The 23,891-nt window shown below is 68.1% G+C and carries 21 protein-coding genes; 10 read left to right on the plus strand and 11 right to left on the minus strand.

Annotation, left to right across the window (positions count from 1 at the left end; genetic code table 11):
- Positions 1 to 28: 28 nt before the first annotated feature.
- Entirely contained in the window at positions 29 to 649 is a 621-nt protein-coding gene (locus tag ABE463_RS07835; protein ID WP_346467764.1) for a glutathione S-transferase, read from the plus strand.
- A gap of 35 nt (positions 650 to 684) precedes the next feature.
- On the opposite strand, the gene ABE463_RS07840 is transcribed toward ABE463_RS07835, so the two are convergent.
- Positions 685 to 2,865 carry a primosomal protein N' gene (locus ABE463_RS07840; RefSeq protein WP_346467765.1) on the minus strand — a complete coding sequence of 727 codons (2,181 nt, stop codon included), beginning with the start codon at positions 2,863 to 2,865 and terminating at the stop codon, positions 685 to 687.
- Between the two features lie 437 nt (positions 2,866 to 3,302).
- On the opposite strand from ABE463_RS07840, the gene ABE463_RS07845 reads away from it, so the two are divergent.
- The 4 genes from ABE463_RS07845 to sppA all read left to right on the plus strand — a co-directional run bounded on the left by ABE463_RS07845 (position 3,303) and on the right by sppA (position 8,330).
- Entirely contained in the window at positions 3,303 to 4,307 is a 1,005-nt protein-coding gene (locus ABE463_RS07845) for a hypothetical protein (protein WP_259258944.1), read from the plus strand.
- Positions 4,300 to 4,863 carry a DUF3106 domain-containing protein gene (locus tag ABE463_RS07850; RefSeq protein WP_259258945.1) on the plus strand — a complete coding sequence of 188 codons (564 nt, stop codon included), beginning with the start codon at positions 4,300 to 4,302 and terminating at the stop codon, positions 4,861 to 4,863. The genes ABE463_RS07845 and ABE463_RS07850 overlap by 8 nt, the downstream gene beginning before the upstream one ends.
- Before the next feature lie 119 nt (positions 4,864 to 4,982).
- A complete protein-coding gene (locus ABE463_RS07855; RefSeq protein ID WP_259258946.1) occupies positions 4,983 to 6,347 on the plus strand; it encodes an MATE family efflux transporter in 1,365 nt (454 codons plus the stop codon).
- Between the two features lie 75 nt (positions 6,348 to 6,422).
- Complete coding sequence (sppA, locus tag ABE463_RS07860) at positions 6,423 to 8,330, plus strand: signal peptide peptidase SppA (RefSeq protein ID WP_123730052.1); 1,908 nt, start codon at positions 6,423 to 6,425, stop codon at positions 8,328 to 8,330.
- Between the two features lie 73 nt (positions 8,331 to 8,403).
- Here sppA and ABE463_RS07865 read toward each other — a convergent pair whose 3' ends face one another.
- Entirely contained in the window at positions 8,404 to 8,640 is a 237-nt protein-coding gene (locus ABE463_RS07865; RefSeq protein WP_259258948.1) for a hypothetical protein, read from the minus strand.
- Positions 8,641 to 8,794: 154 nt separating this feature from the next.
- Here ABE463_RS07865 and ABE463_RS07870 point away from each other — a divergent pair, with 154 nt between their 5' ends.
- Positions 8,795 to 9,571: an SDR family oxidoreductase gene (locus ABE463_RS07870; protein WP_259258949.1), complete on the plus strand. Its 777-nt coding sequence runs from the start codon at positions 8,795 to 8,797 to the stop codon at positions 9,569 to 9,571.
- A 94-nt stretch (positions 9,572 to 9,665) separates the two neighbouring features.
- Here ABE463_RS07870 and ABE463_RS07875 read toward each other — a convergent pair whose 3' ends face one another.
- The 9 genes from ABE463_RS07875 to ABE463_RS07915 all read right to left on the minus strand — a co-directional run bounded on the left by ABE463_RS07875 (position 9,666) and on the right by ABE463_RS07915 (position 19,135).
- Positions 9,666 to 10,316, minus strand: coding sequence for a DUF4124 domain-containing protein (locus ABE463_RS07875; RefSeq protein WP_346467766.1), 651 nt, complete (start codon positions 10,314 to 10,316; stop codon positions 9,666 to 9,668).
- Positions 10,317 to 10,341: 25 nt separating this feature from the next.
- Positions 10,342 to 11,091 carry a DUF4124 domain-containing protein gene (locus ABE463_RS07880; protein WP_346467809.1) on the minus strand — a complete coding sequence of 250 codons (750 nt, stop codon included), beginning with the start codon at positions 11,089 to 11,091 and terminating at the stop codon, positions 10,342 to 10,344.
- A gap of 96 nt (positions 11,092 to 11,187) precedes the next feature.
- A complete protein-coding gene (locus ABE463_RS07885; RefSeq protein ID WP_346467767.1) occupies positions 11,188 to 11,748 on the minus strand; it encodes a Sua5/YciO/YrdC/YwlC family protein in 561 nt (186 codons plus the stop codon).
- Positions 11,749 to 11,812: 64 nt separating this feature from the next.
- A complete protein-coding gene (locus ABE463_RS07890) occupies positions 11,813 to 14,320 on the minus strand; it encodes a DNA topoisomerase I (protein ID WP_346467768.1) in 2,508 nt (835 codons plus the stop codon).
- Positions 14,321 to 14,514: 194 nt separating this feature from the next.
- The gene (locus ABE463_RS07895) at positions 14,515 to 15,423 is read right to left on the minus strand and encodes an RDD family protein (RefSeq protein ID WP_259258955.1); all 909 of its coding nucleotides are present in this window, start codon (positions 15,421 to 15,423) and stop codon (positions 14,515 to 14,517) included.
- 45 nt (positions 15,424 to 15,468) lie between these two features.
- The gene (locus tag ABE463_RS07900) at positions 15,469 to 16,236 is read right to left on the minus strand and encodes a pilin (RefSeq protein ID WP_346467769.1); all 768 of its coding nucleotides are present in this window, start codon (positions 16,234 to 16,236) and stop codon (positions 15,469 to 15,471) included.
- Positions 16,237 to 16,274: 38 nt separating this feature from the next.
- The gene (locus ABE463_RS07905) at positions 16,275 to 16,748 is read right to left on the minus strand and encodes a DUF494 family protein (protein ID WP_088433666.1); all 474 of its coding nucleotides are present in this window, start codon (positions 16,746 to 16,748) and stop codon (positions 16,275 to 16,277) included.
- Positions 16,749 to 16,790: 42 nt separating this feature from the next.
- Positions 16,791 to 17,930: a DNA-processing protein DprA gene (dprA, locus tag ABE463_RS07910; RefSeq protein WP_346467770.1), complete on the minus strand. Its 1,140-nt coding sequence runs from the start codon at positions 17,928 to 17,930 to the stop codon at positions 16,791 to 16,793.
- A 74-nt stretch (positions 17,931 to 18,004) separates the two neighbouring features.
- Positions 18,005 to 19,135, minus strand: a complete 1,131-nt coding sequence (locus ABE463_RS07915; RefSeq protein WP_346467771.1) for a LysM peptidoglycan-binding domain-containing protein — start codon at positions 19,133 to 19,135, stop codon at positions 18,005 to 18,007.
- A 126-nt stretch (positions 19,136 to 19,261) separates the two neighbouring features.
- On the opposite strand from ABE463_RS07915, the gene def reads away from it, so the two are divergent.
- From def to ABE463_RS07935, 4 genes are all read left to right on the plus strand, one after another.
- Complete coding sequence (gene def / locus ABE463_RS07920; protein ID WP_123730063.1) at positions 19,262 to 19,774, plus strand: peptide deformylase; 513 nt, start codon at positions 19,262 to 19,264, stop codon at positions 19,772 to 19,774.
- A 99-nt stretch (positions 19,775 to 19,873) separates the two neighbouring features.
- Positions 19,874 to 20,797 (plus strand): methionyl-tRNA formyltransferase, encoded by a 924-nt coding sequence (gene fmt / locus ABE463_RS07925; protein ID WP_259258962.1) that lies wholly within the window; start codon positions 19,874 to 19,876, stop codon positions 20,795 to 20,797.
- Position 20,798: 1 nt separating this feature from the next.
- Complete coding sequence (gene rsmB / locus ABE463_RS07930; RefSeq protein ID WP_346467772.1) at positions 20,799 to 22,142, plus strand: 16S rRNA (cytosine(967)-C(5))-methyltransferase RsmB; 1,344 nt, start codon at positions 20,799 to 20,801, stop codon at positions 22,140 to 22,142.
- 26 nt (positions 22,143 to 22,168) lie between these two features.
- On the plus strand, positions 22,169 to 23,890 hold the full coding sequence (locus tag ABE463_RS07935) for a glycosyltransferase family 39 protein (protein ID WP_259258964.1): 1,722 nt from the start codon (positions 22,169 to 22,171) through the stop codon (positions 23,888 to 23,890).
- The last annotated feature ends 1 nt before the right edge of the window (position 23,891 follow it).

The following is a 23,891-nucleotide window of genomic DNA, read 5'->3' on the forward strand; positions in this document are numbered from 1 at the left end:
GCGCATCGAACGATACGGGAATCCGATCATGCTGAACATCTGGGGCCGTCGCAATTCCAGCAACGTGCGCAAAGTGCTGTGGTGTGCCGAGGAGATCGGCGCGCCTTACGAGTCGATCGAGGTCGGCGGTGCATTCGGTGGCACGCAGTCGCCGGAATACCGGGCGATGAATCCGAACGGGCTGGTGCCGGTGATCGAGGACCAGGGCCTGCCGCTGTGGGAATCCAACACGATCGTGCGCTATCTCTGCGCGCGCTACGCGCTGGGCACGCTGTACCCGGAAGACGTGGTGGCGCGCGCGCAGTCGGAGAAGTGGATGGACTGGACCACCTCGACCTTCGCCGGCGTGTTCCGCGATCTGTTCTGGGGCACGTTGCGGACCGCGCCCGCTGATCGGGATGAGGCGCGCATCGCTGCCGCACTGGTGCGCTCGGGCGAGTTGCTGGCGATGGCCGATGAGGCCTTGTCGCGGCAGCCGTATCTGTCCGGCGAGCAGTTCGCGATGGGCGATATCCCGCTGGGTGCCTTCATCTATGCCTGGTTCGAGATGCCGATCCAGCGGCCGGACCTGCCGCACCTGGCCGTCTGGTACGAGCGGTTGAAACAGCGGCCGGCGTATCAGCGCGGGGTCATGACCGCGCTGACCTGAGCGGCCGTGCCGACCCACGGTCGGCACCTACCGGCCTAGTACAGATCCATCGGATCCACATCCAGCGACCAGCGCACCTTGCGTGCCTGCGGCAGCGCGGAGATCTGCGGCGTCACCTGATCCAGCACGCCATGCAGTGGGCGTCGCGCGGGTGAGGACAGCAGCAGCTGGGTGCGCTGGTAGCCGGCGCGGCGGGGCATCGGTGCCGGCATCGGGCCGTAGCGTTCCACCGCGGCATCGTCGGGAATCAACGCGCGCACCGCACTGAGCATCGCGTTGGCATGCTCCACCTGCTGCGCTTCGGCACGCAGCAGCGCCAGGTGCGCGAACGGCGGGAAACCGGCCGCTTCGCGCTGCTGCAGTTCCGCCTCGGCAAAGGCGTGATACCCACCGTTGACCAGCGTCTCCAGCAGCGGATGCCCCGGGTGGTGGGTCTGCAGCCAGACCTCGCCGGCATCCACCGCACGCCCGGCGCGGCCGGCGACCTGGATCAGCTGCTGCGCGAGTTTTTCACTGGCGCGGAAGTCGGCCGAGAACAGGCCTTCATCGATGCCGACCACCACCACCAGGGTCAGCTTCGGCAGGTCGTGACCTTTGGCGAGGATCTGCGTGCCGACCAGGATCCCCGCGCGATCGCCGAGCGAGGCCAGCTGGGTTTCCAACGCCTCCCGCTTGCCGGTGGTGCCGCGGTCGATGCGGATCACCGGGAACTCCGGGAAGGCCTCGACCAGGTGTTCTTCCAGCCGCTCGGTCCCGATGCCCTGCGGCTGCAGCGCCAGGCTGCCGCAGTCCGGGCACGCCAGCGGCGCGGACTGGCGTGCGCCACAGTGGTGGCACTGCAGGCGCCGGCCGCCGGCATGCACGGTCATCGGCGCATCGCAGCGCTGGCACGGCGCGGTCCAGCCGCAGTCATGGCAGAGCAGCACGGGCGCATAGCCGCGGCGGTTCTTGAACACCAGCACCTGGTGCCCGGCCTGCAGATGCTGGGTGATGCCGGCCAGTACTTCCGGCGAGAGCCCATCGCGCAGCGGGCGTTTACGCACATCAAGCACGCGCACCACCGGCGGACGCGCGGCGCCCGCGCGCTGCTTCAGGCGCAGGTGGGTGTAACGGCCGGCATGCGCGTTGTGCAGCGATTCCAGCGACGGCGTGGCGCTGCCGAGCACCACCGCCACGTCCAGTGCCTTGGCGCGTACCAGCGCGAAATCGCGTGCGTGATAGCGGATGCCGTCCTGCTGTTTGTAACTGCCGTCGTGCTCTTCGTCGATCACGATCAGGCCCGCATTCGGCAGCGGCGTGAATACCGCCGAGCGCGTGCCGACGATGACCTGTGCTTCGCCTCGCGCGGCGGCGGCCCACACGCGGGCGCGCTCGTTGTCGTTCAAGCCCGAGTGCAGCACATGCACCGGAATGCCCAGGCGGTTGCGGAAGCGCGACAGCGTCTGCGGGGTCAGCCCGATCTCCGGCACCAGCACCAGCGCCTGCTTGCCGCGCGCAAGGCACGCCACGATCGCCTGCAGGTAGACCTCGGTCTTGCCACTGCCGGTCACGCCATCGAGCAGATAGGCGGCAAAGCCGTCGGCGGACGTGATCGCGGCGATCGCCTCGGCCTGTTCGGCATTGGGCGCGGGGCCGCTGGCCGGCGACGCGACGGCCGGGCTGTGCGCCAGCGCGATCCGTTCGACCAGCTCCCGCTTGGCCAGCGACCGGGCAGCGCTGCGCCAGTCGTCCATCAAGGTATCCAGGCGGTCTTCGTTCACCACGCCCTCGGCCAGGCACGCTGCCAGGCGTTGCGGACGGGTACCGCTGCGCAGCTTGGGCTGCGGGTCGTGGCCGGCCGCCGTCAGCTGCCAGCCCCACTGATGGGTGTCCGGCACGGCCTCACCCCGCCGCAGCGGACCGGGCAGGGCCGTACTGATCACTTCGCCCAGCGGGGCATGGGTGTAGCGCGCCAGCCACTGCAGCGAGCGCCACAGCTCACCGGTCACCAGGGGCGTGGTGTCGATCCACTCGATCGCGGCGCGCAGGCTGCCGGGGTCTTCGACCTGGCCGATCCCGGCCACCACGCCGACCAGCTCCCGGGAGCCGAACGGCACCCGGACCCGTTGCCCGGTCATCCCCGGGTCCGGGGCCGGCCCGGGCGGCGGGGCGTAGTCGAACAAGTGCGGCAGCGGCACCGGCAGGGCGACGCGCAGGGTCGAAGACGAGGAGGTCATCGGGCCAGTGTAGCGGGCAGGGGCGGACCGGATCACGCCCATTCACCGTCTCAACCGGGTGCGCGCCGAATCATAAATCCCACCTAAATATCCGACTTGATTGGAGATTCAGGCTTATCCACATCTTCTGTGGATAAGTCTGTGCGCCACTGCGTATGTGACCGCCTTGCGTCAGGAACTTCCGACGTTCTGCTCAGGTTGGTCAAAAAATAGCCACGCAACAATGATCAATAAAAACAACAAGATAGCTGTGAAACAAAGTTGAAACAGACTTGACGCGGGGCTCACGTGTGGTTCTACCCCGGTTTTACGTGGTGCTGTGCACAACCTTTTGCGCCGGAAGGCTTTGCGCACCGTGGCCGCTCACTGGAAATGAACATCCGCGCGCCGCTGGAGTGACGCAATCGCTATCATTTCCACACAATGATGGAGTTGCTATGACGGCTGCGCCCGCCCCCGTTTCTTCTACCGCAGCCGGCGCGCTGTCGGCGTTTCTCCGTGGCGTTGAACGCCGCGCCCTGGTCGTGGCCGAGCTGCAGTGCGGCGACCCGACCGTCGCCGAACAGGCGCTGGTCGCCGTCATGCGTGCCTTCGCCGGGATCGCCAGCGATCTGCCCATGGCCCAGTGGCCGGAGCGGTTCTGGTCGCTGCTGGTACACCGTGCGCCGTTGCGCGAGCCGGCCGGAGGCACTTGGCCCGCGTCGCTGGAGCACCTGGCCGGGCTGGCCGCGCCGGCGCGACTGGCGTTCCTGCTGCGGATCGGTGGCGGGCTGGATGAAGCCGCGGCCGCACAGATCCTGGATCTGCCGATGGCCGACTACCAGCACGCACTGGCCGATGCCTGCCCGCGCGATGCCCATGGCAACCCCGATGCCGCTGGCTGGCGCGCGCTGGCCGAACAGGTCCAACTGCGCATCCGTGATCTGCCGGCCACCCGCCTGCAGCGCCTGCAGCAGCCGGTGGCCGCGCCGGCCAGCCAGCAGCCCGATGCCGCCTCCTGGCGCACCCCGGTCAAGTCCGATGCGCCCACTCAGCGCCGCCCGCTCAAGCGCCAGCGTGGCCGTCGTTTCCCCTGGAAGGGCGTGCTGATCGTTGCGGTGACGGTGGGCGTGCTGCTTGGCGGGGCGGCATGGTGGAAGCACGCCCGCCAGGCCGGTGAGCCCGCAGCGGAGATCCCCGAGGGGGCGGTCGCCGATGACGCCCAGGTCACCGTGGAAGACCTGCCTGCCGACGACCTGCCAACCGTGGCCCCGACCGCCTCGCCCTACGCAGCTACGGACGCGGCGATGCTGGCCGATCCGGATCTGCCGACCGCTCGCGATGCCGATCTGTACGCCTGGTTCGCCGCAGGCGGTCCCGTGCCCGTGGACGAATCCCAAGCCCAGCCGAGCCGCCCTGAACCCGCTACCGCCGGCCTGGAGACGGCTGCCGCCGATGAGTAAGCCCGCCTTCCTGCTGATCGCCCTCGGGCTCTCCAGTGCGGCCATCGCCGCCCCCAACCGGGTGGAGGTGCCGCTGGCGGTGCCGGCCCCGCCCAGCGCCACGGCGCCGGCCATCCCGGCCACCCCCGCGGCGCTGGATCCGGCCCAGCTGCGCGAGCTGCGCAGCCGCTATGCCGCCTGGCAGGCCATGAGCGAGAGCGAGCGCGCCCGCGTCCGTGCAGCAGCGGCACGCGTGGCAGCACTGCCGCCAGCCCAGCAGCAGGCCTTGCGCCAGCGCTTCGCCGAGCAGGATCAACGCTTCCGCGATGGCTGGTTGCTGGGTCCTCAGCTCGGGCATGAATTCACCAAGCTGCAGGGCCTGTTCGGTTACCTGCCGGCCGAGCAGCGCCCGACCGCGCTGGCGGTGCTGCGCCAGCTCACGCCCTCCCAGCTCACCCAGCTGACCCTGGTCGCGCAGCGCACTCCGCCGCAGGACCGCGATCGCGTACGTGCCGAGTTCCTGGGCGTGGCCCCGGCTGCGCGCGACACCTGGCTGCGCGAGCACGTCGGCCACTGACGGCATCGCCCCGTTTACCTGAAAGCGCGGCTTTTCCCCGGCCGCGCGCGTAAGATGTCGGGCCGCAACCCGGTGCCTGTGCCTTCCGCGCGCGACCGTAGTTGCCGTCTGTGACGTCCATGTCTACCGCTTCCTCTACGCCGCGCCTCTCCCGGGAAGTGCGCGCCACCGGTCTGCTCGCGCTGCCGCTGGTTCTGGGCCATGTCTCCACCGGCCTGATCTCCTTCGTCGACAACGTGATCGCCGGTCACCACGGCACCCACACGCTCGCCGCCGTCACCATCGGCACGGCGCTGCTGTGGCTGCCCATGCTGATCCCGATCGGCACCCTGATCTCGCTGACCGCCTCGGTCTCGCAGCTGCACGGTGCTGGCCGCGAGCGCGAGATCGGCCCGCTGTTCCGCCAGGCGTTGTGGCTGGCGCTGGGCCTGGGCCTGATCATGTTCACCTTCCTCACGGTGGTGCCGCCGCTGCTGCCGGCGTTCGGCATCGCGCCGGACATCGTGCCCGGGGCGACCGCGTTCCTGCATGCGGTGCGCTGGGGCGGCCCGGCGCTGACGCTGTACTTCTGCATGCGCTACCTGAGTGAGGGCATGCACTGGACGCTACCGACCATGCTGCTCGGCTTTGGCGGCCTGCTGGTGCTGGCGCCGCTGGGCTATGTGCTCTGCTACGGCAAGCTCGGCTTCCCCGAGCTGGGCGCCGAAGGCCTGGGCATGGCCTCGGCGATCATGATGTGGCTGCAGGCCCTGTGCTTTGCCGGCTATCTCTGGAAGACCAAGCGCTTCGCCCATCTGCAGCTGTTCGCGCACTTCGAGGCGCCGCGCTGGAGCGCGATCTGGGAGCTGCTGCGGACCGGCCTGCCGATCGGTATCACCGTGCTGATGGAAGGTGGATTGTTCATCGTCACCGCGCTGCTGATCGGGCGCCTGGGCGCGACTGAAGCGGCGTCGCACCAGATCGCCATCAACGTGGCCCAGCTGTGCTTCATGATCCCGATGGGTGTGGCCGAAGCGACCACGGTGCGGGTCGGCCATGCGGTCGGCAGCGGCAACGGGCTGGGCGTGCGCCGCGCGGCGATCGCCGGGCTGCTGATCATCCTGGGCACCCAGACGCTGTCGGCGCTGGTGCTGCTGCTTGGCCATGACGCCATCGTCGGGGTCTACACGAACGATCTGGGCGTGGCTGCCCTGGCCTCGACCCTGCTGTTGTATGCGGCCGCATTCCAGTTCCCGGATGGCGTCCAGGTGCTCTCGGCCGGCGCGCTGCGCGGGCTGAAAGACACCCGCGTGCCGATGTTCATCGCCATGTTCTCGTACTGGGGCCTGGGCATGCCGCTCGGCGCCGGGCTGGGCCTGGGCCTGGGCATGGGGCCGCAGGGCATGTGGCTGGGGCTGATCCTGGGCCTGACCGCTGCCGCCATCCTGATGGCCTGGCGCCTGCGCGTGAGCAGCGCCCGGGCCGGCCTCCCTTCGACACCCTGACTTGTGTCCGATGCCGACGCGCCCGGCACCGGCTATTCTGGCACCACGGCAAGAAGCCACTTTGGAGTTACCCCCATGAATCAACCCGCGCGTCGCAATCCCGTCGCCAGCTTCTTCATCGGGCTGTGGGATGTGATGAACTTTACCCGCCGGCTCATCCTCAACCTGGTGTTTTTCGGGCTGCTGTTCCTGATCCTGATCGTGTTCATCGTCGCGATGGGCAAGAGCGCGACCTCGAAGACGTCGCTGCAGGACCGCACGACCCTGGTGATCGCACCGGAAGGCCGGCTGGTCGAACAGTTCAGTGCTGATCCGGTCAGTCGCGCGCTGGGCAAGGCCGTGGGCGACAAGAGCGCCGAAGAGATCCAGCTGCGCGATCTGATCCGCGCGCTGGAGGCGGCCAAGACCGACAAGAAGATCGAGCGCGTGGTGCTGGAGCTGGACAAGCTGCAGCCGAGCGGCTTCGCCTCGATGCGCGAAGTGACGGTTGCGCTGCAGGAGCTGCGCGCTGCCGGCAAGCAGGTCGTGGCCTTCAGCGAGAACATGAGCCAGTCGCAGTACCTGCTCGCCTCGCAGGCCAACGAGGTCTATCTCGACCCGATGGGCGGCGTGGTGCTCGAGGGCCTGGGCCGCTACCGCCAGTACTTCCGCACCGGCCTGCAGGACAAGCTGGGCGTGGACGTGCACCTGTTCAAGGTGGGCGAGTACAAGTCGGCCGCCGAGCCGTATGTGCTCGATGCCGCTTCGCCGCAGGCCAAGGAAGCCGATCTGTTCTGGATGAACGATGTGTGGCAGCGCTACCTGGCTGACATCGCCAAGGCACGCAAGTTGGATCCGGCACAGCTGGCCGCCGGCATCGACACCATGCCCGAAGGCATCGCCGCCGCCGGTGGCGACCTGGCCAAGTTCGCCCTGCAGCAGAAGCTGGTGGACGGCCTGAAGACGCGCGAGGAAGTGGATACCCTGCTGACCGAGCGGGGTGTCGCCGATGATGACGCAGACGGTGGTTACCGCAACGTCGATCTGGATGCCTATCTGAGCGTGCTCGACGGCCGTCGTTCGCCGGTCGATTCGCGTCCGCAGGTGGCGGTGATCGTGGCGGCCGGTGAAATCTCCGGCGGCGATCTCCCGGCCGGCCGGATCGGTGGCGAGTCGACCTCGGCGCTGCTGCGCGAAGCGCGCGACGACAAGGACGTGAAGGCGGTGGTGCTGCGCGTGAGCTCGCCGGGCGGTGAGGTGTTCGCCTCCGAGCAGATCCGCCGCGAAGTGGTCGCGCTGAAGGAAGCCGGCAAGCCGGTCGTGGTCTCGATGGGCGATCTGGCCGCCTCGGGCGGTTACTGGATCAGCATGAATGCCGATCGCATCTACGCCGACCCGTCCACCATCACCGGTTCGATCGGCATCTTCGGCATGATCCCGAACGTGGCCCGCTCGCTGGACAAGATCGGCGTGCATACCGATGGCGTGGGCACCACCCGCTTCGCCGGTGCGTTCGACATCACCCGCCCGATGGACCCGGCCGTGGGCCAGGTCATCCAGTCGGTGATCAACAAGGGTTACGCCGATTTCACCGGCAAGGTCGCCGCCGCGCGCAACAAGCCGGTGGAAGCGGTCGATGAAGTCGCCCGCGGTCGCGTGTGGAGCGGTGCGCAGGCCAAGGAACGTGGCCTGGTCGATGACTTCGGTGGCCTGAAGGCCGCCGTGGCCGACGCCGCCAGCCGCGCCAAGCTGGGCGCGGATGACAAGTTCCGCGTGCGCTACATCGAGAAGGGCGCGACCCCGTTCGCGCAGTTCCTCAGCGGCTTCGCCGGCAGTCATGCCGGTGCCTGGATGCTGGGCGAATCGGGCATGGCCCGCCTGATGCTGGCCCGTTCGATGCCGGAGCTGGACACCCAGCTGCGCTTCGTCGAAGAGGCCGCACGCGACCCGCGCAACAACGCCGCGCCGGTCAAGACGCTGGTGTACTGCTTCTGCGGTCTGTAAGCGGCCTCAGCGGTACTGTGTGACACCCGAACGCCCGGCTTGTGCCGGGCGTTCTGCCATCCGGGCGATGGGGTCAGGGGCTGGGCGGTGGCGTGTCACCGCTGACGCGGTCGGCGTCGGCAGCGCGGGCATCGGCGGACTGCTGCAGGGTATCGCTGACCGCCTTGGCGCGGTTGATCGGTGTCTGGATCGCATCGCGCAGTTCGGTGGCCTGCGGTTCCGGCGGTGTATCCGGTGCCGGGGGCACCGGGCGGTTGCAGGCGCTCAGCGCGATCATCGCGAGCAGCGGCAGGGCAATACGGATTGTCATGGCAACCTCCCTCATTGAGCCGGTAGCGGAGCATCAGTGTCCCACCGCCTCGCGCCTCGCGCGTGATGGCGCCCGGCGTGCCGGCCATCGCGCGTTATCCTATCCGGGCCGCACCGTGGGTGCCGCATCCCATGGATCACCGCAGGAGAAGTACGTGAGCGCGCAACGTTGGCGACTGGATGGACAGACCGCATTGATCACCGGCGCCAGTGCCGGCATCGGCTTGGCGATCGCGCGCGAGCTGCTGGGCTTCGGTGCGGACCTGTTGATCGTCGGCCGCGATGCCGATGCGCTGGAGATGGCCCGCGATGAACTGGCCGATGCCTTCCCGGACCGCGAGATTCATGGCCTGGCTGCCGACGTCTCCGATGACGAGGACCGCCGCGAAATCCTGGACTGGGTGGAAGACCACAGCGATGGGCTGCACATCCTGGTCAACAACGCCGGTGGCAACATCAGCAAGCCGGCCACCGAATACACCGAAGACGAGTGGCGCGGGATCTTCGAGACCAACCTGTTTTCGGCGTTCGAGCTGTCGCGCTATGCGCACCCGTTGCTGGCGCGGCACGCGGCCTCTGCGATCGTCAACGTCGGCAGCGTGTCCGGCCTGACCCATGTGCGCAGCGGCGCGGTATACGGCATGACCAAGGCCGCGATGCACCAGATGACCCGCAACCTGGCCGTGGAGTGGGCCGAGGACGGAATCCGTGTCAACGCCGTGGCGCCGTGGTACATCCGCACCCGGCGCACGTCTGGCCCATTGTCTGACCCGGACTACTACGAGCAGGTGATCGAGCGTACCCCGATGCGCCGCATCGGCGAGCCGGAAGAGGTGGCGGCGGCGGTCGGCTTCCTGTGCCTGCCGGCCTCCAGCTACGTCACCGGCGAGTGCATCGCGGTGGATGGCGGGTTCCTGCGTTACGGGTTCTGAGACGGCCAGCAGCCGTCACGACCGGTCACAGGGTGCGCGGCAGAACGCGGTGATGGCGCACGGAGAATCCAGTCACGACGCGGGGTAACCCCGGTCATGGCACGGGGCAATCGCTCTCGGCCAACACCGCTTCAAGACGCGCGCGCTCGGCGGTCGCGGCGGCCTGATTGTCCGGCGTGGCGAAACGCTCGCGGCCCCGTGCATCGCGGAAACGCTGCTGCCAGCTGCTGCAGCGCTGTGCTTCGGCTACCGGCTCGCAGGCATCGCGCACCACTTCGCAGCTTGCCGCGTTGCTCGGCGCATGGCTGCCCCCCAGGCCGGTGAGGGCCAGCGATTCGCAGCGTGACGGGGCGGGCTCGCGTTCGTGCAGGTAGCGGCCGCCATCGGCGGCGATGCACTGATAGATCTCCGGCAGCGGCGGCTTGGGCGGGGCGGTCTCGTCATGTTCCGCCGCCGGTGTCTGCGGGCGCAGCGATGCACTGTCGAGCAGGCCGCTGTCCTCGTCACCGGCCAGTGACAGCGGCGGCATGGTGTGTTCGGTGGTGGGTGCGGCCGGGGTACCGTCGACCACGGCCGGGGCACGCACCGGCGCACTGATCCGTTGCATGCGTTGTTCGCTGCCGGCCGGACAGGGCACGCTCTGGATGGTCAGGTTGCCACCTGCATCGGTGCAGCGGAAGAACACCGCTTCGTCGGCGGCGGCCGGCAGCGATAGCAGCAGGGTGAGCAGCAGGCAGTGCTTCATCGCATCAGTGTAAAGCGCAGCACCATCAGTGCCCGCCGCAGTCCTGGTCCAGGCGCGCGTCGATCCCGCGTTGCTCGCGGGTCAGCGCATCGCGCTCGCCCTGCAGCGCACTGTTGTAGCGGCGGATCAGGTCCCAGCGCCGATCCTTCAACCGCGAACAGACTTCCTGTGCGGGCAGCGCATGGCATTCGTCGCGGACCAGCACGTTGCCGGCCGGTACCACCACGCTGTGGCCCACGCCGGGATACGGATAGCCACCGCCTTCCCACTGCGAGCTGCCACCGCCGATGTTGATGCTGCCGCCGACCCGTGAACCGCCGCCGCTGACGGAGAGCGAGCCGCCACTGCTGCGCACCGAACCGCTGCCCATCGGCATGATCGGCGGCAGCGGACGCGACGGTGGATAGCCACCCGAGGGCGGCTGCGGGCCGGGCCGATAGGGCAGATAGGCATTCGTCCAGATCGGCACCCAGCGCGGATTGCCTTCGTTGCTGTCGCTGACGTAGGTATCACCCTCGCTGGTGGTGCACTCGTACATCGGCTGCGGCGGCTGCACGTGCACGTAGCGCACTTCGCGCTCGGGTGCTCGCGGTGCAGGTGCCGGGTCGGGCGCGCGGTCGCTGCGTACCACGCGCGGAGCGGGATCGCGCGGGCGCTGGAGCTCGCGCACTTCCTGCCGGCCTTCACGGCACGGTGCGTCCTGCAGCGAGACGGCGCCGTTGCTGCTGACGCAGCGATAGACACGCACGTTGTCGCTCTGCGCCGCGGCAGGCATGACAGGGCTCAGCAGTGCGAGCAGGGACAACCACAGGGCAGGGCGCGGGGTCATGCGCTCAGTGTGCGGGTTTGCCCGCCGCCACGCAAAGCCGGTTCAGCTGCGCAGCACCTGGCCGCTGAGCGCATCGCGGATCGGCGTGGGCTGTGCCAGGCCACCGGTCTGGCCATCGATCAGGCCATCGAGCAACGCCAGCAGGCGCGGGTCCAGTTCGGCGCGTGTGCGTGCCGGCGGCTCGCCGGCGAGGTTGGCACTGGTGGAGACCAGCGGGCCGCCCCAGGCGCGGCACAGCACGGCGACCAGGGGGTGCGCGCTGATGCGCACCGCGATGCCGCTGTGTTCGCCGGTGATCCAGCGTGGCGCACGTTCGCCGGCGGGCAGGATCCAGGTATTGGCACCGGGCCAGCTGGCCAGCACCGCGCCTTGGCGATCCAGCGGCAGGGCCTCCATCCGCACCCAGCCATCCAGCTGGGCCGGATCGGCGGCGACCAGGATCATGCCCTTCTCGACCGGGCGCTGCTTGAGCTGCAGCAGCTTCCTCACCGCGGCCTCGTGCGCGGGGTCGCAGCCCAACCCCCAGACCGCTTCGGTGGGATAGGCGATCACCCCGCCGGCGCGCAGCGCAGGCAGGGCAGTGTCCACAGTGAGTTCGTTCATGACAGGCGACCCGGGTGCATGGCCCGCATTATCCTCCCGCCGTGGCGGGAGGGGTCAACCAGGCTCAGCTGGCAGCGACCTTCTTGACGGCCTTCTTCACGGCTTTCTTGGCCACCTTCTTGGTTGCCTTCTTCGCCGTGGCCTTCTTGGCAACCTTCTTCACCGCGGCCTTCTTGGTGGTGGTCTTCTTGGTCGCTTCGCCAGCGGCGGCTTTCTTGGCCGGGGCCTTCTTGGCGACGACCTTCTTGGCGGCTTTCTTGCCGAAGCCCTTGCGCACCGGCTTGCCGGTTTCTTCCATCAGCTTCTGCACTTCTGGCAGGGTCAGCGAGGCCGGCTCACGATCCTTCGGGATCTTGCCGTTCATCTTGCCGTCGCTGATGTACGGGCCGAAGCGACCGTTCAGCACCTGGATCTCGCTGCCCTCGAATTCCTTGATGATCCGGTTGCGCGCGATCTCTTCCTTCTCTTCGATCAGGAACACGGCGCGGGCCAGGTCGATGGTGTACGGGTCGTCTTCCTTCTTCAGCGAGGCATAGGTGCTGCCACGCTTGGCGAACGGACCGAAGCGACCGATACCGACGCTGACGTCCTCATCTTTGTCCTGGCCGAGCGCACGCGGCATCAGGAACAGTTCCAGCGCGTCTTCCAGGGAGATGGTGTGCATCGACTGGCCGGGGCGCAGCGAGGCGAACTTGGGCTTGTCCTCGGCGTCCTCGGCGGTGCTGCCGATCGCCGCGTACGGCCCGAAACGGCCCAGGCGCACGCTGACCGGCTTGCCGGTCTTGGGATCGGTGCCGAGCTCGCGCGCGCCACTGGCTTCGGCGCGGTCGACCGATTCGTTCTTTTCGCCGACCAGCTTGTGGAACGGTTCCCAGAACCGCGCCATCAGCGGGATCCAGTCTTCCTCACCCCGCGACACGGCATCGAGCTCGTCTTCGAGCTTGGCGGTGAAGTCGTAATCCACGTACTGGGTGAAGTGGCTGGACAGGAACTTGGACACCGCACGGCCGACGTCGGACGGGCGGAAGCTGCGGCCTTCCATCTCCACGTACTTGCGGAACAGCAGGGTCTGGATGATCGAGGCGTAGGTCGAGGGGCGGCCGATGCCGTACTCCTCGAGCGCCTTGACCAGCGCCGCTTCGGTGAAGCGCGGCGGCGGCTGGGTGAAGTGCTGTTCGGCCAGGATGCGCTCGAGCGGCACGCGGTCGCCGGGCTTCATCGCCGGCAGCTTGCGGCCTTCATCGTCGTCGTCGGCACTCTTGTTGTCCTTGCCTTCCTCGTACACGGCCAGGAAGCCGGGCACGACCACGGTGGTGCCGCTGGCGCGGAACACGTGCTCGCTGCCGGCTGACAGGTCCACGCTGACGGTGTTGAGCGTGGCCGGGATCATCTGGCAGGCGACAGCGCGCTTCCAGATCAGCTCGTACAGCTTGCGCTCGTCGTCGGTGAGGAAGCGTGCCACCTGGGCCGGGGTGCGCAGTGCCGAGGTCGGACGCACGGCTTCGTGCGCTTCCTGGGCGTTCTTGGATTTGGTCTGGTAGGTGTTCGGCTGGTCCGGCAGCGAGCCGATGCCGTAATCGCGTGCGATCACGTCGCGGATTTCAGCCAGCGCGTCCTGCGAGAGGTTCACCGAGTCGGTACGCATGTACGAGATCAGGCCGACGGTGCCTTCTTCTTCACCGATCGCCATGCCTTCATACAGCTTCTGCGCGACCTGCATGGTCTTGCGCGTGGTGAAACCGAGCTTGCGCGAGGCTTCCTGCTGCAGCGTGGAGGTGGTGAACGGCGGCGCCGGGCGGCGCTTGCGCTCCTTGCTGACCACGTCGGTGACGTGCAGGGCGCCTTGGGCGGCCTGCTGGATGCGCATGCGCGCGGCCTCGGCGGTATCGCCGTCGGTCACGGTGAACTGTTCGAACTTCTGCCCGTCCAGCTTGATCAGGCGCGCGTTGAAGTGCTGCGAGGGATGCGCGCACAGCGCATCGATGCTCCAGTACTCGCGGGCGATGAAGGCTTCGATCTCTTCTTCGCGCTCGACGATCATGCGCAGCGCCGGGCTCTGCACGCGGCCGGCGGACAGGCCGCGCTGCACTTTGCGCCACAGCACCGGGGACAGGTTGAAGCCGACCAGGTAATCCAGCGCGCGGCGCGCCTGCTGCGCATCGACCAGGTCACCGGCGATCTCGCGCGGGTGGCCCATCGCTTCCTTGATGGCGCGCGGGGTGATCTCGGTGAAGACCACGCGCTGCATGGGCTTGTCCTTGACCAGCCCGCGTTCGCGCAGGATTTCGGCGATGTGCCAGCTGATCGCTTCACCCTCGCGATCCGGATCGGTCGCCAGGAAGATGTCGTCGGCGCCCTTGGCGGCCTTGACGATGGCATCGACGTGCTTTTCGTTCTTCTCGATGAGGTCGTACCGCATCGCGAAGTTGTTGTCGGGGTCGACCGCGCCTTCCTTGGGCACCAGGTCACGCACATGCCCATACGAGGCCAGGACAGTGAAGTCCTTGCCGAGGTATTTGTTGATCGTCTTGGCCTTGGCGGGCGATTCGACGATGAGCAGGTGCTTGGGCATGGCGTCAGGATTCTATGGGCAGGGCCCCGGGGAGGGCCGCTAGGGTGGAGCAAATGGCCGCATTAGTGAAGCGGCGCGGGCGATATACATAAACCGAACGCCCGGGGGTGGGCCGGGCGTTCAGCTTTCTGCCTATTAGTGGAATCACGCCGGGGCCGCTTGTGTCAAGCGGCCGGGTGTGAGGATTGCTCAGATCAGGACATCGAGGCGATCACGCCGATCATCGCGATCATCACGCCGAACAGGGCCACCACGGCCAGTGCGGCAATCACCAGGATCACGATGGTGACCGTACCCAGGCCCCGCTGCTGCAGCTCGGGATGGTCAGTGAAGGCCCACTTGTCCACCACCAGGGTGTCGCACATCATGTCGTGCAGCGCCTGCTTGCGCTCGGTGAAGGCAGCCATGATGAAACCGATCATCAGGATCAGGCTGCTGACGATGGTCGCCAGGTAGCGGCAGAAGGCCCGCAGGAAGCTGATCCGCTCGCCGGTGCCGCGCACGACCTTGATGCCGACGGCCATCTTGCCCAGCGTGGCGCCACCGCGCGAGGCGTGGAAGCCGGCGTAATAGCCGATGCTGATCACCATGCTGAGCAGCATCACCACCAGCGTCAGCGCGACCTGCATGCCTTCACTGCCAGAGCTGACGCCCATGACGTTGATGATCATGCTCAGCGGCAGGGTGACCACCGTCAGCAGGATGTAGTCGATGAAGTAGGCGGCGTAACGCTTCCAGAAGCCGGCATAGACCACGTCCTGGCCACTGACCACGGCGGTGTTGGCATAGCCGGTGGCCGCGGCAGGCGCGGTGTAAGGCGAGTAGGTACCACCGCCGGTGCCCGGCAGCGGTGCGGTGCCGTTGTCGATGGCGGTGTAATCGCCGCGCAGGTCGATGCCACTGCCGACCGTACTGGCCGCGCTGGCCAGATTCTGCAGCTGCAGCTCATCGACGGCCTCGGACAGCGGTGCCCACTGCGCGAACCCTTCCCGCCACACCAGCGTGGTCAGGGTGATGTCACCGCGCTGGAAGCGCTGGCGCATCTCCTCTGCGCTCAGCGGTCCCTGGCGTTCCTGGCCATCGGCGAAATACCACTCAGTCATTGCTTCAATCCCCTGTTGGGTGCATCCATGGACGTGTGTCCGTTATCAGCCGCGGCAGTGCTGCGGCAGGTACTTGTCATCCGGTTCGCCACTGCATTCCCAGTGCTGCTGCTCACCGTCGTAATCCAGCCACAGCAGCTTGCCGTCCAGCGAGGTGCTGCCGGGCACGGTCAGTTCGGCTTCCACGCCGCAGTGGCCATTGTCGAAACGACCGATCCGCACGGCGCCGACCGCACCGTCAGCGTAGCTTTCGGCCGGCTGGAAGCCCTCGTCATCGTTGACCGGGCAGCGGCCATGTTCGCTGGCGAATTCGGCCACGGCCGCCTTGATCGGTTCCAGTGCGGCAATCGCCTCGGTGGCTTTGGCGCGGGCGACATAATCGCGGTAGGCCGGCACGGCCAGCACCGCCAGTGCGCCGCCGATGATCAGCACCAGCACCGCGACCACGGCCGCGACGATACCCACGATCGCGCAGCCACTCAGACCCTGGCGGGGTGGTGGGGCGGCGGTGGGCGTGATGGGCGGGGCGGGATCGGCAGGCGCGGCCGACGCCGCAGGCGCAGCAGGCGCAGCCGGGAGTGCGGGTGGCAGGGTCGGGCCGGGCGCGATCACTTCCACCGCCTCGGCAGCGGGAGCGATGTCCAGGCCGATCTCGGCGGCCACGGTTTCCAGCGGCTGCCACTGCGCCATGCCGTCGCGCCAGACCAGCGTATCCAACGCGATGCGGCTGGAACGGTAGAGCGCGATCAACTCGTCAGCAGGCAGCGGACCGCGCTGCTGACTGTTTCCTTCTGCAAAGAACCACTGGTCCACCGGCCCGCTCCTGAATGCGCAAGGCGCTCAGTGTAAGGTCAGTGGAGCGGTTCCGGTTCGTCCACGAACATCTGGGTTTCCATCCAGGCGTACGCGGCTTCGGCCCCGGGCTGGTTGAACAGCACCATCAGCACGACCCATTTGAGGTCGTCCAGGTCCAGTTCGTCCTGGTCCAGCGCCATCGCACGGTCCAGCACCAGCTCGCGCTGGCTGGCATCGAGGATGCCGTGCTGCTCCAGGAACATCAAAAAGCCACGGCCTTCCACGTCGAGCTTGTCCAGCTCGGGCCCATGGAAAATCCGCACCGGGCCATTGACGCGGCCCAGCACCACGGCCGGGCGCTGCTCGGCGAGCGCGTCCAGCCAATCGAAGGCTTTGTTGATCTCGGTGGGGCTGAAGCCGGCCTGGATCAGGCCGTTCTGGAGGGAGTCGCGGTCGCGGATGAGGTCCGCGTCTTCGCTGAAATAGTGTTCGAACAGGTACAGCAGGACATCCAGAATGCTCTCTTTCATTGCCCCTCGGCCTGCGTCAACGACGCTGTGGAGGTGAAGAAACTAGGGTTTTCGACAGTAGCGACCATAGGCGGCCATTACCTTTCCATCCAGTTCCATGACCAGCAGCATGGCCGACAGCTGGGCCGCCGTCAATCCGCTGCGCTGGATCAATGAATCCATACCCGTTGGGTCGTCATCCAGAGCTTTCCACAAGCACTGGTAGTCCGGGTCGGTGTAGGAGGGGGCGCTCTTGAGCGCCGGTCGTGCCTGTTCAGTGGGGGCATCGAGCCGGGTTCGCAAGGCCCCGGCCAGGGTCTGGGCCAGTGCGGTCAGGCCGGCGGTCACCTCGGCCGGTTCTTCCACCAGCGCCGCCCCCTGGCGGATCAGGCGGTGGCAGCCTCGGGCACGCGCGTTGCGGATCGAGCCGGGCAGGGCGAATACCTCGCGGCCGGCCTCGGCCGCGCAGCGGGCCGTGATCAGGGCGCCGGAGCGCTGGGCGGCCTCGACCACCAGGGTGCCCAGGCTGAGCCCGGCGATGATCCGGTTGCGCGCGGGGAAGTGCGCCTGGATGGCCGGCATGCCCGGCGGATACTCGCTGACCACCGCCCCGCTCGCCGCGATGCGGCCATGCAGGGCGGCATGTTGGCGCGGATAGGTCTGCTCCAGGCCGGTGGCGACCACGGCGACGGTCATCCCGCCGGGCACCTGGAGTGCGCCGTCATGGGCCTGCGCGTCCACCCCGGTGGCCAGCCCGCTCACCACCGACCAGCCGTCGCGGGCGAGGGCCATCGCAAATGTGTGCGCGTGCTCGCGGCCGCTGGGGCTCGGCGAGCGGCTGCCGACCACGGCCACGGCGGGATGCCAGAGCCGGGCCGGCTCCCCATCCACGAACAGCGCCAGGGGCGGTTCCTCGATCTGGGCCAGCAGCGCCGGGTAGTCGGGGTCGGTCAGGCCCAGCAGGTGATGGTGATCCTCGGCCAGCCACGCCAGGCCATGCGCCAGATAGTGTTCGTCCGGCAACGCCAGCAGCGCGCGTTGCGCGGGGGTGCAGCCGGCGGCGCGCCATGCGCTGGGGCCCGCCCGCAGCGCGGCCGCCGCATCCGGAAATGCCCGGAGCAGGCGCAGACGGGGTGGCAGGGCACCGCCGGCCAGGACCAGGGTGAGCAGGGCGGTGGACGAGGCTGGGCAGGGAATCGGCATCCCGACAGCCTGGGGCGCAAACGACGACGGCGCCCTAGGGCGCCGTCGGATGGCGGGGTAGGACTCTGCCGCGCTTACTTGGTATCGGGATGCAGTGCCGAATAGCCAACCTTGACCGGCTTCACCCCTTCCATCACCAGCGCGTAGCTGACGTTCTCAAAGGTGCGGAACACCATCGCATGGGCGGCGTACTCGTCGGGCAGGGTGACCCGGCCGGCACCGCTGGTCAGCGAATCGTCCATCCGCGACGAGTTCGGGTAGTCCATGCGGTGCGCCACATGACGGCCCTGGCGCCACAGCGAGAACACCGTGCCGTTGTCCACGCCGTTGACGCTCCCAGCGGAGATCGCGATCACGTCGCGCGGGCCACCCGAGGTGAAGGTGTCGGCCACGGCCAGCACGCGGACATCCAGATCGGCGGTCTGCGCGGCGGGCACGTGCGGTACGAACTGCAGGTCATAGGGCCGGGCCTCGACCGGGACCAGACGGTCGCCGGCGCGGACTTCACGGCCATCGACCTGGCCCTGCAGCACCAGCGAGGTCACCTCGACGTTGCCGCTCTGGACGCGGGTCACCGTGCCGACGTTGATCTGGGCCAGCTCGTAGCCCAGCGTCTGGTTGCGCTTGCTCGGCACGATGAAGGTCTTCCAGAGGTTGCCGCTGCCGGGCGTGGTGTCGCCACGGGCGTTCAGGTCTTCGGTCGGCTTGGGCAGGGCGTACTGCACGGTCGGGCGGACCACGGCGAAACGCTGGCCGACCTGCGCATTCTCCAGGCCCCGTACATAGGCGGTCTGGCCGGTAGTGGCGCGCAGGCGGTTGTCTTCCAGATTGACCACGTAGGGCAGCGACTTGACCTCGTCGACCACGCTCAGCTGCTTCAGGAAGGGCTCGACCTGCTCCAGCGGGACGCCGCTGATCGGGGCCTCCTGGCGCGGGCCGGGCTGGGCCACGACGCGGTCCAGATAGGCCAGGCTGAGCACGTCACCCGGGTAGATCAGGTGTGGATTCTTGACCTGCGGGTTGGCCTGCCAGATTTCCGGCCACAGCCAGGGTTTCTGCAGGAACCGCGCCGAGATGTCCCACAGCGTGTCCCCTTTGCGCACGACATAGGTATCCGGGTGCCCGCCATTCATTTCCACGGCGGTAGCATAGGTAGCGACGGTCAGCATCGCTACGGCGACGACCGTACGAGTTCGTTCAAACATAGATGTGGTGCCTGATTCCCCAACAGGTTCGCGCACTATAGTCCAGAAACCGGGGCGCGGGGCAAGCGTTGGCGATAGAATCGCCCTGTACGCCGCTTCGACCGGCGCCCCCTACCGGTATTTGCCATGGCTCTCCTGCCCATTCTCGAATTTCCCGATCCGCGCCTGCGCACCAAGGCCGCGTTGATGGATGCCGCCGACGTGACCACGCCGGCGTTCCAGACCCTGATCGATGACATGTTCCAGACCATGTACGACGCCCCCGGCATCGGCCTGGCCGCCAGCCAGGTCGACGTGCACAAGCGTTTCATGGTGATCGACGTCAGTGAGGAGAAGGACACCCCGATGGTGTTCATCAACCCGGAGATCGTCGCCAACGAAGGGGGCCAGGTCTATCAGGAAGGCTGCCTGTCGGTGCCGGGCATCTTTGCCGACGTCACCCGCGCCAACCAGATCACCGTGCGCTACCTGGACCGCCACGGCGTGGCCCAGGAACTGACCACCGACGGCGTGCTCGCCGTGTGCGTGCAGCACGAGATGGACCACCTGGACGGCAAGCTGTTCATTGACTACCTCTCGCCGCTCAAGCGCGAGATGGTGCGCAAGAAGCTGGCCAAGCTGCGCAAGCACGTTGCCTGAGGTGATTGCAGCGACCGCCGCGCGGGTTGACCGCGCGACGTGTGCTGTCGCGCGGCGCCGGACATCGGCGCCGTTTTACGTTCTGTTAGTGGGGTCGCCATGAAGATTGTCTTTGCCGGTACGCCGGCGTTCGCCGTGTCCTCGCTGCGTGCCGCAGCCCGCCACCATGAAGTGGTCGCGGTGTATACGCAGCCTGATCGTCCCGCAGGGCGTGGCCGTGGCCTGGCGCCATCGCCGGTCAAGCTGGACGCGATCGCACGCGGCATCCCGGTGTTCCAGCCGGAAAGCCTCAAGACCCCCGAAGCCCAGCAGCAGCTGCGCGACCTGCAGCCGGATCTGATGGTGGTGGTGGCCTATGGGCTGATCCTGCCCAAGGCGGTGCTGACCATTCCAACCCACGGCTGCTGGAACGTGCATGCCTCGCTGTTGCCGCGCTGGCGCGGTGCCGCGCCGATCCAGCGTGCGATCCAGGCCGGGGATACCGAGACCGGTGTGTGCCTGATGCAGATGGAAGCGGGGCTGGACACCGGCCCGGTGCTGCTCAAGCAGCACATCGCGATCGGCGCCAACGACACCGGCGGTCAGCTGCACGACCGCCTGGCCGCGCTGGGTGAGCAGGTGCTGTCCGATGGCCTGGGCCTGCTGCGTGCCGGCATCAAGCCGATCGCGCAGCCGCAGCCCGAGGCGGGCGTCACCTACGCGCACAAGCTGGACAAGGCCGAAGCCCGCCTGGACTGGTCCGGCGATGCCCAGGCGCTGGCCCGGACCGTGCGCGCCTTCAACCCGTGGCCGATCGCCGAGGCGACATTGGCCGGCGAGCGCGTCCGCATCCATGGCGCGATCGCGCTGGAGGACAACCAGGGCAAGGCCCCGGGCACGCTGCTGGCCGCCTCGCGCGAGGGCATCGACATCGCCTGCGGCCAAGGTGCACTGCGCCTGCGCGTGCTGCAGCGTGAGGGCGGCAAGGCGATCACGGCCGCCGACTACCTCAATGCCCGTCGTGATCTTGGCGTGGGTGCCTGAGATGACCAACGCGCGTTCTGGCAAGCCTGCAGGCCCCTACACCGCCCATACCGCCCCCGGCGTGCCGACCCGCGTGCTGGCCGCGCGCGTGCTGGCCCAGGTGATCGGCCGCGGCCGTTCGCTCAAGGCCGAACTGGCCACCGCACTGCCGACCCTGGACGACAGCCGCGACCGCGCGCTGCTGGAGGCGCTGTGCTTTGCCGTGCTGCGTCGCCGCGCCGCCTATGACGCTGCACTGGCGCAATGGATGCCGCGGCCACTGAGTGTGCGCGAAGACGAACTGCGCGCGTTGCTGCTGGTCGGCTTCGCCCAGCTGGACGCGCTGGAGCTGCCGGCGCATGCCGCGCTCTCGGCCACGGTCGACGCTGCGCGTGCGATGGGCCGTGATCGCCAGGCCGGCATGGTCAACGCACTGCTGCGCCGCGCCCAGCGCGAAGGCATTCCGCCGCTGCCGGCGCGCGATGCGTTCCCGCTGTGGATGGCCGAGAAGATCGAACAGGATTGGCCGGAGGAGGCCGAGGCTGTGTTCAGTGCCAGCCTGCAGGCCGCGCCGCTGTGGCTGCGGGTCAACCGCCAGCACAGCAGCCGCGATGCGATGCTGCAGCAGCTGGAGACGGCAGGCATCGCTGCCGAAGCTTCGACCGTAGGTGCCGACGCGATCTGTCTGCCGGTGCCGGTGGCCGTGTCCGCGCTGCCGGGCTTCGCCGATGGCGCGCTGTCGGTACAGGATCTGTCGGCCCAGCAGGTGGCCGATGCGCTGGCGCCGCGCCCGGGTTCGCGGGTGCTTGATGCCTGCGCCGCACCGGGCGGCAAGGCCGCGCATCTGCTGGAGCGCGATCCCACCTTGGACCTTGTGGCGTTGGATATCGACGCGCGCCGGCTCAAGCGCATCAGCGAAACGTTCGTGCGCACCGGCGTCGGCCAGAATGCGAAGGTGCTCGCGGGTGACGCGACCGATCCGGCCAGCTGGTGGGACGGGCAATTGTTCGACACCATCCTGCTCGATGCCCCCTGTTCGGCCACCGGCATCATCCGCCGCCAGCCGGATGTACTGGCGCATCGCCGCGCGACCGACATCGAGGCGCTGATGGCCCTGCAGGCACGCCTGCTGGATGCCTGCTGGACGATGCTCACCCCGGGCGGAACCCTGCTGTATGCGACATGTTCGATCCTGCGCGATGAAAACCAGTTCCAGGTCGAAGCCTTCCTTCAGCGCACCCGTGATGCGGGCTTCCTGCCGCTGGGCGAGGCGTATGGCCATGATTCCTGGGCCGGGCGCCAGCGCCTGCCGGGTGAGAACGGTGCTGACGGCTTCTTCTATGCGCGTCTGTTAAAGAAGGGCTGATCCGAACCCGGCTAGAATTCCGCCCCATGCTAAAAAACCGCGCATCCCGAGAGTTCTGGCTGCTTGCCCTGATGGCCCTGCTCGTTCTGGGGGCTGGCCTGGGCATGCGTGATCCGTGGCCGTCCGATGAGCCACGCTTTGCGCTGGTCGCCAAGCAGATGGTGGAGAGCGGCGACTGGCTGTTCCCGCATCGTGGCACCGAGCTGTATTCGGATAAGCCGCCCATGCTGATGTGGTCGCAGGCGACCTTGTACACGCTGATCGGCGATTGGCGGGTGGCGTTCCTGTTGCCCTCGTTGCTTGCCGCGCTGGGGACGCTGGCCTGCGTCTATGACCTCGGCCGCCGCCTGTGGACGCGGCGGGTTGGGTTGTACGCGGCGTGGGCGCTGCTGTTCGCGCTGCACTTCACTTTCCAGTCCAAGAAAGCCCAGATCGATCCCCTGGTGGTGTTCTTCATCACCTTGGCCAACTACGGCCTGCTGCGGCACCTGCTCAGTGGGCCGGCGTGGCGATGGTGGTGGCTGGGCTGGTTCGCTGCCGGCCTGGGGGTGATCACCAAGGGCGTGGGGGTGATCGCGCTGCTGATGATCGTGCCGGCTGCGGTGGCATCGCTGCTGGGCTGGCCGCGGGTCAAGCTGCACATCCGCGACTGGCGGTTCTGGGCCGGGCCGCTGGCGTTCGTGCTGGCAATCGCGCTGTGGCTGGTGCCGATGGTGGTGACGGCGCTGGGCAGTGGTTCGGTCGAGTACCGCGCCTATCTGGATGACATCCTGTTCCGGCAAACCGCCAAGCGGTATGCGCAATCCTGGGATCACCACCAGCCGTGGTGGTACTTCCTGGGCACGATGCCGTCGATGTGGATCCCCGCCTTCCTGGCGATTCCCTGGGCGATCCCGGCCTGGCGCCGGCGGCTGCAGCGGCGCGATGCGCGCTACCTGCTGCCGTTGGTGTGGTGGCTGCTGATCGTGCTGTTCTTCTCGATCCCCAACGGCAAGCGCGACGTCTATATCCTGCCGGCGCTGCCCATGTTCTGCCTGGCGTTGGCGCCGCTGTTGCCGGGGCTGCTGCGCAAGCGTGCGTTCCAGTGGCTGCTGGGCGGCTTCGTGGCGCTGCTGGCCGCCGGCCTGCTCGGCATCGGCATCTCGATGCTGATGGGTCAGCCGGGCTTCGAGCGCAAACTCATCCTCGACCGTGGCATCGATACCGCGGTGACCTCGGGCCTGGGCTGGGTCGCGGTCGCGTTGGGCTGCTGGGCCGTGCTCACCTTGTGCGTGGCCGGCGTGCGGCGCTTCCATCTGGCGGTGGTGGCCACCCTGACCATGGCCTGGGTGGCGTTCGGGCTGATCGGCTACCCCTTGTTCAATGACTCCAGCTCCGCGCGTGGCCTGATGCACCAGGTCGGCGAGCGCATCGGCGCCGATGCCGAGCTGGGCCTGGTGGCCTGGAAAGAACAGAATCTGTTGATGGCCGACCGTAACGCGGCAACCTTCGGGTTCAACCGGCGCTGGGACCGGCAGCTCGCTGATGGCGTCGCCTGGCAGGCGGCGCAGCCGCAGCGGCGCTGGCTGCTGGTGCAGGAAGATGCACTGCTGGCCTGCGTGGACCGCACCAGTGCCGAGCTGGCCGGGGTCGCCAACCGCCGCCGTTGGTGGTTGGTAAGGCCGGGCGATATTCATGGCCCCTGCGTGGCCAGTGCCGAGGAACAGGCACGCGAGCGCGCGCTGCACCGGATCGACGGCGATGAGTGAT

Origin of the sequence: Stenotrophomonas sp. TWI819, assembly GCF_039673075.1 — a bacterium.
Classification (GTDB): domain Bacteria; phylum Pseudomonadota; class Gammaproteobacteria; order Xanthomonadales; family Xanthomonadaceae; genus Stenotrophomonas; species Stenotrophomonas rhizophila_B.

Coding starts and splice junctions, on each gene's coding strand:
- ABE463_RS07835 (WP_346467764.1), top strand. CDS start 29: ATGCTGAACATCTGGGGCCGTCGCAATTCCAGCAACGTGCGCAAAGTG.
- ABE463_RS07840 (WP_346467765.1), bottom strand. CDS start 2,865: ATGACCTCCTCGTCTTCGACCCTGCGCGTCGCCCTGCCGGTGCCGCTG.
- ABE463_RS07845 (WP_259258944.1), top strand. CDS start 3,303: ATGACGGCTGCGCCCGCCCCCGTTTCTTCTACCGCAGCCGGCGCGCTG.
- ABE463_RS07850 (WP_259258945.1), top strand. CDS start 4,300: ATGAGTAAGCCCGCCTTCCTGCTGATCGCCCTCGGGCTCTCCAGTGCG.
- ABE463_RS07855 (WP_259258946.1), top strand. CDS start 4,983: ATGTCTACCGCTTCCTCTACGCCGCGCCTCTCCCGGGAAGTGCGCGCC.
- sppA (WP_123730052.1), top strand. CDS start 6,423: ATGAATCAACCCGCGCGTCGCAATCCCGTCGCCAGCTTCTTCATCGGG.
- ABE463_RS07865 (WP_259258948.1), bottom strand. CDS start 8,640: ATGACAATCCGTATTGCCCTGCCGCTGCTCGCGATGATCGCGCTGAGC.
- ABE463_RS07875 (WP_346467766.1), bottom strand. CDS start 10,316: ATGAAGCACTGCCTGCTGCTCACCCTGCTGCTATCGCTGCCGGCCGCC.
- ABE463_RS07880 (WP_346467809.1), bottom strand. CDS start 11,091: ATGCCTGCCGCGGCGCAGAGCGACAACGTGCGTGTCTATCGCTGCGTC.
- ABE463_RS07885 (WP_346467767.1), bottom strand. CDS start 11,748: ATGAACGAACTCACTGTGGACACTGCCCTGCCTGCGCTGCGCGCCGGC.
- ABE463_RS07890 (WP_346467768.1), bottom strand. CDS start 14,320: ATGCCCAAGCACCTGCTCATCGTCGAATCGCCCGCCAAGGCCAAGACG.
- ABE463_RS07895 (WP_259258955.1), bottom strand. CDS start 15,423: ATGACTGAGTGGTATTTCGCCGATGGCCAGGAACGCCAGGGACCGCTG.
- ABE463_RS07905 (WP_088433666.1), bottom strand. CDS start 16,748: ATGAAAGAGAGCATTCTGGATGTCCTGCTGTACCTGTTCGAACACTAT.
- dprA (WP_346467770.1), bottom strand. CDS start 17,930: ATGCCGATTCCCTGCCCAGCCTCGTCCACCGCCCTGCTCACCCTGGTC.
- ABE463_RS07915 (WP_346467771.1), bottom strand. CDS start 19,135: ATGTTTGAACGAACTCGTACGGTCGTCGCCGTAGCGATGCTGACCGTC.
- def (WP_123730063.1), top strand. CDS start 19,262: ATGGCTCTCCTGCCCATTCTCGAATTTCCCGATCCGCGCCTGCGCACC.
- fmt (WP_259258962.1), top strand. CDS start 19,874: ATGAAGATTGTCTTTGCCGGTACGCCGGCGTTCGCCGTGTCCTCGCTG.
- rsmB (WP_346467772.1), top strand. CDS start 20,799: ATGACCAACGCGCGTTCTGGCAAGCCTGCAGGCCCCTACACCGCCCAT.
- ABE463_RS07935 (WP_259258964.1), top strand. CDS start 22,169: ATGCTAAAAAACCGCGCATCCCGAGAGTTCTGGCTGCTTGCCCTGATG.